The sequence below is a fragment of the Paenibacillus thalictri genome (assembly GCF_004307995.1).
Classification (GTDB): domain Bacteria; phylum Bacillota; class Bacilli; order Paenibacillales; family NBRC-103111; genus Paenibacillus_AF; species Paenibacillus_AF thalictri.
On the sequence record NZ_SIRE01000004.1, the window covers coordinates 127,697 to 141,649 of the forward strand.

The 13,953-nt window shown below is 52.0% G+C and carries 12 protein-coding genes; 3 read left to right on the forward strand and 9 right to left on the reverse strand.

What is annotated here, in order from left to right; translation table 11 throughout:
- Window positions 1-50 precede the first annotated feature (50 nt).
- The 3 genes from EYB31_RS05185 to EYB31_RS05195 all read right to left on the reverse strand — a co-directional run bounded on the left by EYB31_RS05185 (window position 51) and on the right by EYB31_RS05195 (window position 4,720).
- Window positions 51-2,387, reverse strand: a complete 2,337-nt coding sequence (locus tag EYB31_RS05185; RefSeq protein WP_131012224.1) for an EAL domain-containing protein — start codon at window positions 2,385-2,387, stop codon at window positions 51-53.
- Complete coding sequence (locus tag EYB31_RS05190) at window positions 2,384-3,319, reverse strand: hypothetical protein (protein ID WP_131012225.1); 936 nt, start codon at window positions 3,317-3,319, stop codon at window positions 2,384-2,386. The genes EYB31_RS05185 and EYB31_RS05190 overlap by 4 nt, the downstream gene beginning before the upstream one ends.
- 312 nt (window positions 3,320-3,631) lie before the next feature.
- On the reverse strand, window positions 3,632-4,720 hold the full coding sequence (locus tag EYB31_RS05195) for a tetratricopeptide repeat-containing glycosyltransferase family 2 protein (RefSeq protein ID WP_131012226.1): 1,089 nt from the start codon (window positions 4,718-4,720) through the stop codon (window positions 3,632-3,634).
- Window positions 4,721-4,841: 121 nt separating this feature from the next.
- On the opposite strand from EYB31_RS05195, the gene EYB31_RS05200 reads away from it, so the two are divergent.
- Window positions 4,842-5,966 carry a glycosyltransferase gene (locus EYB31_RS05200; RefSeq protein WP_131012227.1) on the forward strand — a complete coding sequence of 375 codons (1,125 nt, stop codon included), beginning with the start codon at window positions 4,842-4,844 and terminating at the stop codon, window positions 5,964-5,966.
- 72 nt (window positions 5,967-6,038) lie between these two features.
- On the opposite strand, the gene EYB31_RS05205 is transcribed toward EYB31_RS05200, so the two are convergent.
- On the reverse strand, window positions 6,039-6,350 hold the full coding sequence (locus tag EYB31_RS05205; RefSeq protein ID WP_131012228.1) for a hypothetical protein: 312 nt from the start codon (window positions 6,348-6,350) through the stop codon (window positions 6,039-6,041).
- 358 nt (window positions 6,351-6,708) lie between these two features.
- Between EYB31_RS05205 and EYB31_RS05210 the strand changes: the two genes are divergently transcribed.
- Both EYB31_RS05210 and EYB31_RS05215 read left to right on the forward strand, forming a co-directional pair.
- Window positions 6,709-7,041, forward strand: a complete 333-nt coding sequence (locus EYB31_RS05210) for a BlaI/MecI/CopY family transcriptional regulator (RefSeq protein ID WP_420819426.1) — start codon at window positions 6,709-6,711, stop codon at window positions 7,039-7,041.
- A gap of 37 nt (window positions 7,042-7,078) precedes the next feature.
- The gene (locus EYB31_RS05215) at window positions 7,079-8,824 is read left to right on the forward strand and encodes a M56 family metallopeptidase (protein WP_131012230.1); all 1,746 of its coding nucleotides are present in this window, start codon (window positions 7,079-7,081) and stop codon (window positions 8,822-8,824) included.
- A 110-nt stretch (window positions 8,825-8,934) separates the two neighbouring features.
- Here the strand turns inward: EYB31_RS05215 and EYB31_RS05220 are convergent, their stop codons facing one another.
- Genes EYB31_RS05220 through EYB31_RS05240 form a run of 5 tightly spaced genes read right to left on the reverse strand, consistent with a single transcriptional unit; the run spans window position 8,935 to window position 13,876 of the window.
- A complete protein-coding gene (locus EYB31_RS05220) occupies window positions 8,935-9,828 on the reverse strand; it encodes a phytanoyl-CoA dioxygenase family protein (protein WP_131012231.1) in 894 nt (297 codons plus the stop codon).
- Between the two features lie 37 nt (window positions 9,829-9,865).
- Window positions 9,866-10,690 carry a carbohydrate ABC transporter permease gene (locus EYB31_RS05225; protein WP_131012232.1) on the reverse strand — a complete coding sequence of 275 codons (825 nt, stop codon included), beginning with the start codon at window positions 10,688-10,690 and terminating at the stop codon, window positions 9,866-9,868.
- 14 nt (window positions 10,691-10,704) lie between these two features.
- Window positions 10,705-11,637: a carbohydrate ABC transporter permease gene (locus EYB31_RS05230; RefSeq protein WP_165452223.1), complete on the reverse strand. Its 933-nt coding sequence runs from the start codon at window positions 11,635-11,637 to the stop codon at window positions 10,705-10,707.
- Between the two features lie 23 nt (window positions 11,638-11,660).
- Window positions 11,661-12,998: an ABC transporter substrate-binding protein gene (locus tag EYB31_RS05235; RefSeq protein ID WP_131012234.1), complete on the reverse strand. Its 1,338-nt coding sequence runs from the start codon at window positions 12,996-12,998 to the stop codon at window positions 11,661-11,663.
- The gene (locus EYB31_RS05240; RefSeq protein ID WP_131012235.1) at window positions 12,995-13,876 is read right to left on the reverse strand and encodes a sugar phosphate isomerase/epimerase family protein; all 882 of its coding nucleotides are present in this window, start codon (window positions 13,874-13,876) and stop codon (window positions 12,995-12,997) included. The genes EYB31_RS05235 and EYB31_RS05240 overlap by 4 nt, the downstream gene beginning before the upstream one ends.
- Window positions 13,877-13,953: the final 77 nt, after the last annotated feature.

Here is a 13,953-nt window from a genome sequence, read left to right on the forward strand (position 1 = left end):
TGAAACTTCATGATTAGCAATTGTATGCCTGTACTCTATGAATCGCCCTTTTAGCGCGCTAACTTCTCGCGCAATTCTCGTAGAAAGGCAAGCAGTTCCGGCCGCATTTTCTGCAGGTCGTCCGCTGCAAGCGGGGCGCACAAATAGTAGCCTTGCACCTCGTCGCAGCCAAGCTGCGATAATATGGCGAGCTGCTCTTGCGTCTCGACCCCTTTGGCTACCGTTTGCAAACCAAGACTGTGCGCCATCGCGATAATCGCCCGAACGACCGCAATAGTCCCCCCCTTGTCGGAAAGGTTGTGAATATAGTCGCGGCCGATTTCGATCGCTTGAACCGGCACTTTCTTCATGCATTCTACGGAAAACACGTTTTTCGTCAGATTGGCCAGTGTTATGGCGATCCCGCCCTGACGAAGTTCCGTCAGCCGCTCCACTCGCATCACCGGATTAACTGCATCCCAGTCCGTCTGAATCTCTACAGCCATGCTGGGAACGGACAAGCCGCTTTGCGCCAGCAGTCCCTGCAATTTGTCCGAAAGCGAGGTGTCGTCAAGCTGTTCATTCCATAAATTGACCGACATATGCAGCGGCCCCCAGCCTAGATCGCTCCACATTTTAAGCTGAACCGCCGCTTGCTCAAAAATCCAAAACCCTACCGCAGGAACAAGCCCGGCCTTCACGATTTGCGTCAAAAAGAAGGAGGGCGACAGCAAGCCGTACTCCGGATGTTCCCACCGGAGCAAAACCTCCACTCCGGTCAGCGTATAATCGTTCAGCCGGATCCGGGGCTGAAAGATCAGCTTAAACTGGCCGTTATCTAATGCCGCTTGAAGCATGCCTTCCCCCATAGCGGATGCCCGTTCCGCAGCGGTTCCCCCACCGCTCAAGTGTTCCGGAACGGATGAATCGGCACCGGCATCCAGTATGAAAATGTGTACCGCCGGTTCGCCGTCCAGTAGAATTCGTTGACCTTCCAGCGTCACCTGCAGCAAATTCCATTCACAGGTGTGGATCGTCAGCCGGATGACTGCTGCCGATTTATTTTTAACCATATTGTCCATCCATAATTTATACGGAGTCTGGGATGACTTCGTAATCCATCGCGACAGCGGCTTCTGCAGCACGATATCGGGATAAGATACCTCCAGCAGCTGCAGTGCTTTGTGATTCGCCTTTATGATCATATCGCCCCGGCAGAGCAAATAACCAAGAGGCAGCCCTTCCACGAATTTTTCCGAGAGCCCCCGCGTTTCTTCGAGTTTGGCTTCCGCCCGCTTTTTACCCGATATGTCGCTGAAGCATGCCAGATATATAGGCGGATCTTCCCCCGATAACCGCACAACGGACAGTTCAGCCGGCAAACGTCCCCCGGGTGCCAAGCGCAATTGGACCTCATAGAAACGGTTGGTCATAGCCTCCAAGCCCGCTTGCTCCAATGCCGCCGTATCGGCATATTTGGCGTCTCCCGGTATGGCGGTAATCAACTCAAACAACGAGTGGCCGACCAATTGTTCCTGAGCGTAACCTGTTGTCCGCTCCGCCGCTATATTGCAGCCGGTAATCGTCCCCTTCTGATCGAGCAGCAAAAAGGCGTGCATCGTCGATTCCAGAATCGAGCGGTGGAAAGCCTGCCGGCTCGCGGTACGCCGGTCGGTAAAACAAGAGCTGATCAGCACCATCTTCAAAATGACAAATGCCGAGACGGCCACCAGCAAAGCTAGCAGAGATTGATCAATATGCGGCAGCGTACTAACACCCGATGCGCCGTCTTTGGCGGGATAATAAGAGGCCGCCGCCATCCCGGCATAATGCATGCCGGTAATGGCGATACCCATGACCATCCCGCTTGCCAGCTTGCGGACAAGCTCCGCTTTCGCATGCGATTCGCGGAACCGGAAAGCCAACATCAGCGCGACAACCGAAGCGAGCACGGCGATCAGAATGGAGACACAGAACAGCAGCGGGTCGTAGGTTACTTGCACTTCTTCGATGGCCGACATGCCGATATAGTGCATGCCGCTGATCGCGCCGCCCATCACCATGCTGCCGGCCAGCAGCTGGTAGCTTCTTATTTCATGGCGGCTGGCTATATAGATGGCAAGCAGAGACGAACCGATGGCAAATAAAATCGACAATATCACCTGGACTACTTTGTAGGTGACGCTTATCGGAAATTGCATGGCGAGCATCCCGACAAAATGCATACCCCAAATCCCGATGCCCATCGATACCGCACCGCAGCCCAGCCATATTTTCCGGTTCCCTTTGGCGGAATGCGTCACTCGTCCGGACATGTCCAATGCGGTGTATGAAGCCGTTACGGCAATCAGATACGACAACACAACCAAATACATATTGTACGAAACGTGCATTGCGTCGTGGATCATCCGCCATCACCCGATTTCTTCTCTTGATCCCGACCGGCAGCCGCTTTGGCCTTTTCCGCCCCGTAGAAGGGCAGCTTCTGCAGACTTTGAATGAGCTGAATCGCCGTATCAACCGCCTCCTTGGCAAAGCTGACTTCGTCGCTGTGCAGTTTGGACATATCCGGCCACTTGATATCTTCCGTTAAATGGCGCAGCACGATCTCCCGGCCCGGGATGTCTTCCGACTCCTGGTAAAACAACACGACCAGCATATATTTGTCAAAAATCGATTTTACCTTAATCAAATAGGTGGATGTATCTACAAAATGCTGATATTGCTTAAGAAACCAGGCGCTCAAAAACTCAATAAACAGAAACAAAAAAGAGCAGGAAGCGATCCCGTACACCATCTGTGTTTTGAATTCGCCGAGTGCCAGAGCTAATACTTGCCATAAGGCGATCGTGCAAACGTAAAATACGATGCCGAATTGCGCATATTTCGTTCCTTTGTCCAGCAGTACGGACGCTTTTTGATTGGCTAAGGAAGCCTTCTGCTCGAACAATTGCTTCATTTCCATAAAATACAGCTGAAAGCTGAGCGCGGACGGCGGAATTTCGGCCGGTTCCTGCTCGGAGGGGATACCGGTATAGCCGCCGGAAACGCCGGTATCCTGCGGTTTGATGATGTTGGCTCTGTCGAGATCAATAAAGGTTTGTGACGGTTGGCCCCACTGAAACAAGGGCGGAAGCCAATAATACGTCGTCCATAAAGCAATAGCGATGCCAAGCAAACTTAACGATTTGTCTTTCATATAACTATAAAATTGCTCCGGCCCGTAACCTTCGACCGATAATAAAATAAGCAAAAAGGAACATATGAAAAAGACAACGATTTTAAACGTAAATCTCCACGTTTTTTTTAATTGCTCCTGCGACGGGTCCGACGTTTTCATAGAGTTGCCCCCTTTCTCTCATTTATTTCTATAAGATATGCAGCAAACTTTGAGATGGTCCTTCCTATAGACCGCTATCGCTGCGGTTTCCGGCATAAGGCACGGGCAATTTCCCTTGACGCTGGATTACTAGAGTCGGGGCCGACTCTATGAAAATAGATGCACCAACCGCAGCGGAAATATGAAGGGACTTGGAAGAAAGCTTCTTCGGAAGCTTTCCCCAAGTCCCTTGACTTCTATATTTATAGAATCCGAACATGCGTCCGGGCGTCGCATTGAGGCGATCGAACTCGCGATGGGCCATGAGGTCTCTTATGCCCCGCCTTGATGCGGGTAACCGAGCTTTTGAAAATACGCCTCGTTGAATTTGACGCTCGGATGGTCCGGGACATGCATTTTGCACAATTCATGGTGAAGATACGCTTTATCACGTTTCCCCAGGCGGTCGTAGCAGACGCACAGCTGCAGATGCGGCAGCCACGTCCACGCCGCATGATCGATGGCCCCCCATGAATTCTCGGGTAACTTCAGCATCGTTGCCGTCTGATACCAATGAATCGCGACCTCCCAATTGCCCGCTTGCTGAAACCAATCCCCCAGCTTGCAGCAAAGCTCGGCGCGCGGCTTGTCGTAAGTAAGCGCTCTGAGCAGCGAAGCGAGCTGCTTCTCCTTCTCCTCCAGATGGGCATAACAGTCGGCCAGCTTGTAGCAGCCGTTGATGTTGTCCTCCACCCAGCCTTGCTTGCCTGACAGAAACCGTTCATACATGCCGGCCGCTTCGGCGTAATGTCCGTGATCGCGCAATTCGTTGGCAAAATAATATTGATCTCTGGGCGAGAACGGTACCCCCGCCTTTTGCTGATTGCGGTATATATCCAAGTTTCTGCTTGTATGCGGAACGTCCTTTCTATGCGTCACGGCAATGGCGCTGTCCATAATGCGTCCGCCAACAGCCAAATATTCATGAACGATGCCGTGCCAGCGGAATCCGCAGGAACGTTTCACCAGACGGTTGCGGCGGAGGCTGGAGGTTACTTTGCCGGAAGCGTCAAACGACAGGTGATAATGCATCGTCACGCTGTCATAGTCAAAATCCGGGGTCGCCTTCAGCTCGCGCAGCAGCACGCGGTCCTTTTCTTCCAGAACGTCATCGGCGTCAAGCCAAAAAATGTATTCCATCGTCGCTTGATCAAAGGCATAATTGCGGGCCGCCGCAAAGTTGTGAATCCATTCGAAATCAAATAGGCGGGCGTTAAAAGACGCTGCAATTTCTTTGGTCCGGTCGGTGGAGCCGGTGTCCACGATCACGATTTCGTCGACCAGATCGTGTACGGAGCCAAGGCATCGTCCCAAGCTGTTCTCTTCGTTTTTGACGATCAAGCACAAGCTGATCGTTATCATGAAGATCATCTCTCCTTTTGAACGAAAAATCTGTAGTAATCCAAAATATTCGCTTCAAACATATTGTGATCGGGCGGCGAATACAATACCCTGAATCCGGCATTGGGGAGGACGTGTATCCATGACAGACAACATCCGGTTGTCCTTATGCATGATCGTCAAAGATGAAGCGAAGCGGATTGCGGACTGTCTGCAAAGCGCAAGACAGCTTGTCGATGAAATCGTCGTTGTCGATACCGGCTCAACGGACGATACACCGGCCATCTGCGAGTCGCTGGGAGCGCGGGTTCTCTCCTATCCGTGGCACGACAGCTTCTGCGATGCGCGCAATTTCGGACTGGCGCAAGCCGGCGGCGAATGGGCGATGTGGCTTGATGCCGATGAGCGATTGAATCCGGCAGAACACACTCTTATCCGGCAGGCATTGGACGACCCGATCTTTGATGTCATATCCCTCTCCATTATTAATTATTACGGGGACAACCTTGAGCAGGTAAACGTCAATCATGCGCACATTATGCCGCAAGCGCGATTATTCCGTCTGGGGAGAGGCATCCGCTTCGCCGGCGATATTCACGAGACTGTGACGCTGCCGCCCGATTACGACACTTCACGTATTAAAAAGCTGGATGCCTCCGTTCATCACTACGGATATATGGAGCCCATCATCCGGGAAAAAGCAAAACATGAGCGAAATACATCCCTGCTGCTGAAGCAGGTGGAACAACCCGACCACAATCCATGGTTCGATTATCATTTGGCGGCGGAATATTACCGAGTGAGCAGTTGGCAAACGGCATTGGATTATGTAAACCGTTCGATCCTCGGCTTTTTGCAAAACGGATCCTTGCCGCCTTCCCTGCTGTATAAGCTGAAGTATGACACTTTGCTGCGCTGCGGAAGCATCCGCAGCGCCTGGCCCGGCATCCTGCGGGCGATTCAGCTTTATCCCGATTATGTGGATCTGCACTTTTATAAAGGCATCATTCTGATGCACATGGACATGGCCGCCGAAGCGCTGGCCGTGTTTGAACATTGTCTGGAGCTCGGCGAACAGCCCACCAGCTACCTCAGGCTGAAGGGACTGGGCAGCTTCTATGCCTTGCATTATATCGGCCGCTGCTTGGAACGGCTCGGACGGCAAGCAGAAGCGCAGCTGTATTATGCCAAATCGGGTCTCGAGCCGGAGGACATTTTTTCCGTAGTTGCAGCCGCAGCGGATATGCCGGATTCCTCTTCCGATTAGTTCCTGTATCGCTAAGAAGGCCAAAGGCTCCCGCCTCCATGAAGGAAAGCCGGAGCCTTTGCATGTGTCAAATCAGATTTTATGTCCGTGTCCGCAGCGAAGAATAATGACGAGCAGAATATACAGCACAAGAATAATGCCTGCAGAACCCCAGCCGCCATGATGCGGATGGCAATGATGATGGTGGTGTTTCGGTTTTTCATACAAATTGATTTGTTCGTAGCTGGCGGAAACGTTAATCGGCATCGTAGTCGGATAAGTTGCAGCCGGCGACGTCATCATCGGGGCTTGCATGTTAGGATGCATATTGGGCTGCATATTGGGCTGCATGTTGGGCTGCACATTAGACATATAAGGCATTGCCATCGGTTGATACTTTTCCATAAAACGGGACACCTCCATTAATATTGACCCTGTCTGCTCAGGGTTCATGTGTTTATTAACACACCAACAGTCTATGGAAATGCACCTATACCGACCACGGTAAACACCCATACGAATGAAAAAATGGACGTTTGCCCTCCGCTTGTCTGCGGCATAAGCCGTAACCAAACGGAAAGGACGAGGCCTTTGTCATGGACAAGCGGCGGGCGAGCTGCGCACTTGCACGGCATTCGTGCGTATTTGACAAGCATGGATTACGCGTGTAATATAACTAGTGTATTACATATGTAATCAATACAATAAAGGAGGCAGACCTGTGAGCCATATTCCCCAAATATCCGATGCGGAGTGGGAAGTCATGAAAGTGTTATGGTCCAAAACATCATGCACGGCAAACGAAGTCATTGAAGCTTTGGAACATCAAACCGATTGGAAGCCAAAAACCGTAAGAACGCTTCTGAACCGGTTGGTTCATAAGCAAGCCATTTCTTTTTCGCAGGAAAACAGGGTGTATACTTATTACCCGCTGGTGTCCGAAGACGAATGCGTGAAGTCCGAAACGGAGTCCTTTCTGAAGCGAATTTACGGTGGCGCCTTTAAACCGCTGCTCGTTAACTTTTTAAAAGAAGAACGGCTTTCGCCGGAAGAAATTAAAGAGTTAAAAAACATATTGGACGACAAATCGAAATGAGCGCAGCCGAATCAACTGCGGAAATGAGAGGGCGATTATGAACCGGTTAGCGGAGCTGCTTATCAGCCTCTTCCATTGGGTCTGCTCGGTCTCGGTTATGGCGGCCGTTCTGGCGGTGTTGATTATCGTCATGCAGCGCATGTTAAGGCATCGGTTGAAACCGAGATGGCATTATCTGCTGTGGATCTTATTGATGTTTAAATTAATGCTGCCATGGGGGCCGGAGAGCGAACTCAGCATCTACAATTGGATCGGGTTTACGGAGCCGGCACATCCCGCTCACTCGGCTGTTTCGTTTCAGGCGGAACCACTTGCGGACGATGTCCCGCTCCCGGACACCACCCTCGGCTTCATTTACCGGCACTTATTTGTCATATGGCTCGCCGGGGTATGTATATTGGGAAGCTACACCATTTGGGTCAATGGAAAGTTTGCTCGCACAATGAGGCAAGAAACGACGGCGATCACCGATGCCAGTGTCATTCAACTGTTTGATCAGTGCAAAAAACGGATGGCGATTCACAGGCACATTGTACTTGCCGAATCCAGCTCGCTCACTACGCCAACTCTCTTCGGATGGCTGAAACCTAGATTAATTTTGCCTACTAAAGTTGTTAGTCTGCTGGACGACAATCAACTACAGCATGTATTCCTGCACGAGCTTGCGCACTGCAGGCGAAACGATATCGCCGTCAACTGGATGATGCACATATTGTTGATCGTTCATTGGTTTAATCCGGTGCTTTGGTACGCTTACCGGAGGATGCGGGAGGACCAAGAGATCGCCAGCGACGCGCTTGCGCTCAGCTGCCTTTCTCCCGGCCAAAGCCGGGCATACGGACTTACGCTCATTACATTGCTGGAAAACCTCTCGTCCCCCATCCCAACTGCCGGCAGCGTGAATCTTACGGGAAACAAATCGCAACTGCAAAGGAGAATTCACATGATCAAACAGTTTAAAACAAATTCGTATCGCTGGTCGTTTCTCGGTATGGCGGCAATCATTTTCATCAGCGGCTGCACGTTGACAAGCCCCAAATCCGATCAAACGGCCACGCAATATGCAAGCGAAAAAACGTCCGAAGGTAAAACGGAAGAGTCCGCTTCCGCTGCCAAGGAACAAACAGCACTGACTGGCGATTCGGCAAAACAGACGGCTTCCGCCGATGGACAGCCGTCAAACCCGGGCGGTTCGGACAGTGCTTCGGTTTCCGCCGGCACGCAGCAAACGGCATCGTCTGACGCGCCAAAACCGGCCGCTCCCACGGAGACTCAGTCAGTCGCTTCTAGCGAATCGCCGCAACCGGTACCCGCTCAAGCCGCACCGCAGGCAGCTCCAGACAACGTGAAGAAGCCGCAGCTTGTTCCGCAGGATTCGAGCGTGAAGAAACCCGCTCCTGTTCCGCAGCAGCAAAATTCGGACAACGTGAAGGTATCGGCGCAACTGCATGCTGACGGGTCGCCGCAACCGGCGCCACCTGCTTCGGCACCGGCACCCGTACCGGCGCTGACTCCAGCGCCAGTGCCGGCAAACGATTCTTCCAAGCCTGCACAGTCCTCCATCAAGCTGCAAGTTTCGGAAGGAACTTCAATCACCGAGTCTTCGACCCTAAGAGTGCAGCATGTGCCATCGGACAATTCTCAGTATGCAGCGCCTGCCGTTAAAGTACTGCCGGCGTCTTCCGAGCATGCTGCGAGTCAGGAACCCTCCACTTTGATCGTCCGCAAGCAAGGGGACGGATATGAGGTTACGCCCGTACTCGTCCCTTCGGCGGAACAATAATGGGCAGGCGCCTCCAACCCCACTTGCATAGTGGTTTTGGAGGCGCCTTTGCACATCATTTGGAAATAACACTCTCTAGCAGCTATTCTTTGTGTATAGCCCTTAACCTCTTACCAGTTCCAAGCGTCGAGGCCGAGCAGCTTTCTGCCCAGGGCAGTCAATTCAGGGTCCTCCGGCGTATGGGTAAGCTCCCAACCGCGAGGATCTTTCGGAAACGGGTTAAATTTGTTGGACTGCTGGTGCATCGACGTTTTGTTCTTCAAGCTTTCGAACGCAAGTCTTCTCCGCTCCTCAAACATTTCTTCTTTCGCCGGGAACATCGTAATGTACTGCGCAAGACGGGGACGTTCGAACATATTTTCCCCGTTGCCGTGAGCAACCAAGACGTCCCACAGCAGCAGATCCCCTGCTTCGCCGGGAATAACCTTCACTTCGTGCCCCGTATAATCCGGATTGATCGAATTGCGGTCCGCCGGCTGATTTTTAATCCACTGCTCAAAATCCTTATAGATGCTCGGCACGCAGCGGAAACCGCCTTGATGGATATTTGTATCCTCCAAAAACAAGACGCCTTGCAAAGGACGCGGACGCGGCAGCGGGAACGTCAGGTTGGTTGTGTCCGTATCCCAGTGAATGAAGCTGGCGTTCAACTCGGGTTTGTCGTCCCGTTTCGGCGGCTTCATGTTCACCCGGTCCACTGTGACCCACAGCTTTTCCTCCTCCAGCAGCTCGGCAAACGCTTGATACAACCGTGGGAACTGGCGGTTATCCCAAAGCGACGGGTGATGGATAAAAGGAATCATGCCCCGCTGCTGATCATGCCACAATTCGTCCATACCGGCCGGCGGCGTATACCAGCCTTCCCGGTTCTCCGGATCCTTGCCCATAAACTCCCAGATCGCTTTTACAGTACGCTCGCAGTTTTCTTTTGGCACCGCATTTTTAATCAAGATATATCCATTTTCTTTAAAAAATGCTTTCATTTCCTCTGTAATCACTGCCATCTCTAATTTCCTCCCTGTATCCGAATAGGAATGGTGTTTACCCTTTTACCGCACCGCTTGTTGTACCGGTTGCGATATATTTCTGTACAAAAAATCCGATAATAATCATCGGCACCATCGTAATGGTGGCGGCGGCGCTGCTTTTGCCCCAATCGACGGAAATCGCGCCAACGAAGGTGGAGATGCCGACAGGCAGCGTATACGTATCCATGCTGGTCAGCTGCATCGAGAACAACAGCTCGTTCCAGGAATACTGCATGGCCAAAATAAACGCGGCAGCCATGCCCGGCAATACGATCGGAACGATGATTTTCCAAAAGGTCTGCATGGGAGAGCAGCCGTCAATTTTGGCCGCATCGCTCAGTTCATGAGGCACATCGCGAATAAATCCCATCATCAGCCAAATAATAAAAGGCAGATTCAAGGCGGCATGCGCGATCACCGGCCCGGCCAGCGTACCCAACAGACCCGATGCTCTAACCAAGGTGAAAAGCGGCAGCAGCATCGAGATCGCCGGCACCAGCTTTCCTAATAGAAAGCCGTTAGCAATTGCATTGGACCACCTTGAGTTGAAACCAACCAAGCCGTAAGCCGCCAAGGTGCCAAAAATAATAGCGATCAGCGTAGAGACAATAGCGACAAAAGCGCTGTTGCTGAAATATGAAGAGAAATCGCCCTTAAGAAACGCATTGACATAATTGACAAGTGTAGGCGTAAAAAACACCTTTGGCGTGGTCGTAAAAATATCCATTTCCGTTTTAAACGAATTGGTGATCACAAGCAGGATCGGGACAACGGTCCAGATGGTGAACAGACCTAACGCCAATGTTTTGAATCCGCGTCCGAGCCAGCGGTTCAGCATGTATGATTCCTCCTTTACCCTGCCTTGCCGGAAGCGGAGTTTTTCATCAACGAGCCAAAAATCAGCAGCAGGCCAACCAGCGTAATAACCGACACGGCCATCGCGTAGCCCATCTCGTTGTTTTCAAAAGCTTGCTTGTAGGCGTAAATGCTAAGCGACGACGTCGAGTTGGCGGGGCCGCCGCCGGTCAGCGCAAAGATGATGTCGAACACGCGGAATGCGTCCGTGCCCCGGATCAGCGTAATGACAACAATGACCTTGGATAACATCGGCAGCGTAATTTTCGTCAGTGTCTGCAATGCTCCCGCTCCGTCAATCTTGGCCGCCTCATACAAGTCGTGCGGAATGGACGTTAGTCCGGCAGAGACGACAAGGATCAAGAAAGGAGTGGCGTGCCAGGCGTCGGCGAGCACGATGCTGAATAACGCCGTGCTTGTTTTCTGCAGCCCGCCGAACGATTCCAGACCAAACCACGACAATACGTAATAAACAAGTCCATACGTCGGATCATACATATACCGCCAGATCAAACCTACGATGACGTGAGAAATCAGCAGCGGCATCGTAAATAAAGCTCTCATGACATTGGCCAGCTTGGCCGGAATTGTCGTCAGTAAGATGGCAATGCCAATCCCCAGCAACAATTCCAGGAATAACGCCAAACCCATAAACAAAAACGTATTCCACAAAGAGCGCAATGCCGTAGCGTCTTTGAAAAACCGGATATAATTATCGAAAAAGACGAAAACTGCTTTGGATTCCTGTCCCAAACCGTATTGAAAGAAGCTCATGTACATTGCGTATACAAGAGGCACAATCATCGCCACAAACACGATAACTGCCGCCGGCAGGACCAGAAATCCGGCCAGGAAACTGGCTTCATTTTTTTTCATCAAGCGGCGTTGCTGATGGTTCATCACTGCGGTTCCGCCTTGGGGTTTTTCCACTTTTACTCCCCCGTATGTCATTTTTAGAATTGTGAAGCCAGATCTTGCTGTACTCTCTCCAAAATTTCCTTAGGATCGGCGCCCGAAGTAATGATGCTCGACATACCGTTGCCCAGCGCTTCGACCAGCTTCGGCGCATTCGGCTGAAGCGGCGATGTGATGCCGTCTTTTAAAGCCGCTCCGACGGCCGGCAGCCAAGGCGCTTTCGACACAAGCTCCTGATCGTTAAACAGAGACTGGCGCAAGCTGATGTGGCTGGCGTTTTTGAGGCTCATCTTTTTCTCCGTTTCCTTGCTGGTCAGCCATGCCGCCAACTGGAACGCTTCTTTAGGATGTTTGCTGTCCTGCGGTAAACACCAGCTCCATACGTTAATTAAGCCGGCCGGGCTTTTCTTATATGGCAGCGGCGCGTACCCCAGCTTGCCGGCAACCTTCGACTTGGTTGGATCCTCCAGCTGCGAGAACAATCCCGACTGTGTAATGCCCAGCGGTATTTGCCCGAACTGCAAAGCTTTTGTAACTTCATCCCACCACCAGGTTGTGCTGCCCTTCATCGAATACGAAGCAAGCGTTTTCCAGAACTGCATCGTTTCGATGTTGGCCGGCGTCGCCAAATCGAGCTTGCCGGATGCATTGAAATAGTCCGATCCGTTGGTGCGTTTAAGAATCGTAAAGATGCTGACGCTGGCGCTGCCCTGCTTGCCGGGAATGCCGATGCCCGTTCCTTTGTCAAAAAACTGCTTCGCTACCTTCAGCGTATCGTCCCACGTTTGCGGCGGCTGCAATCCTTCCGCTTGCAGCATCTCCTTGTTGTAGACAAGCAGCGGCATTTGCTCGAAGTTCGGCAAACCGTATAACTTATTGTCTACAGTAAACGCTTTAATCGCGCTTGGATTCAAATCGGCCGCGTCGTATTTGCTGCCGGCTTCTTTCACCAGATCGTCCAGCGGGGTCAGAAATCCCGATTTGACGTATTCCCCAATCCACGATTCCTGGGCCCAGATCAAGTCGTATTGCCCCGTTTTGCCCGACATATTCAGCGTTTGCTTAGGCTTCAATTGACCGAAATCGATCGCATCCATCTTCACCTTGATGCCGGTTTCCTTCTCGAATTCCTTCAGCAGCTCGGCCTGGTCGTCAGCGTGCGGCCCCGCCCATCTGGAGATCGTCAGCGTCACATCGCTTTTTGGCGCTTCCGCCGGTTTGGCAGCTTCCTTCGGCGCTTCCTTGGCGGCGCTTGGCGCAGCCGCTCCGCCGTTTGCCCCGGATGCCGCCGGTTTGCTATCCCCGCCGCCGGCGCAGCCCGACAGCAGCAGCAAGGCGGAAAGGGAGCCCACAATCATTTGCTTTGTTTTCTTCATATAACATCCTCCCGAAACGTATGGTTTTGTTCGTTCAACAACGTCCTGAAGTAACCGGCAAACTCCCGAAGCATGTCTTTTGTCGCAAATTCACCGCTGTAATCTTCGAGGCCCAGATACCCTTTATAACCGGCCGCCTGCAAATCGCCTACGAGCCGAGGCCAAGGAACGCAGCCTTTGCGCAAGCCCGCCCATTCAGCTCTCCAGACAACGCCGTCCGCCGCATTGTCCACCCGGTTCCAGCTCACATTTTTCACATGAACGTGAGCAAGATAAGGCCCCATGATATCAATCCCCATCGTGAAGTCCTCGTACCCTTCATAGATCATGTTACCCGGGTCATATAAAATGCCGATATAACCGGGATCGAATCCGTCGCATAATCTGCGGGCCGCCGAAGCACTGCTGACGATCGTATTATGGTGAATCTCCACAATGCCTTTAACTCCGTAATTGCGGCATATTACTTCCGATTTGCGCAAATATTCCCGCGTTTGCTCAAACAGCTTGGCATACGGTTCGGTTCCGTCGTACAGCGGTACGCCCAAGCGGATGAAAGAAGCGTCCATAAAGCTGGCGGCCCGCAGAAGCCGTTCGGTGGTCACGAGATCACCGGCCGTCATATTCGGCAGAACGCCGACCGAGGTAATATTCGCTTCTTCCGCAGCCAATCTGTACTCGAACCATTTCGTCTTTTCGGAAGCGATCGGGATGGAGCAGCGGTTGTTTCTCCAGAAAGACGGCGCCTCGTTCAGCGCATCCGGGGGAACATCGGCGAACCGCCATTCAATGCCGTCTATGCCCGCTTCCTTTACTGCTGAAATCGTCTCATCCAATGTTAAGTCCGGCGTCGATGCTGTGAATACAGACAACTTCATTCATGCTTCCCCTTCCCATTCGGCTCGATCCAAGGCTTATGCCCCTAATTTTCATGAGCTTTAGCAGCAGACTGTAT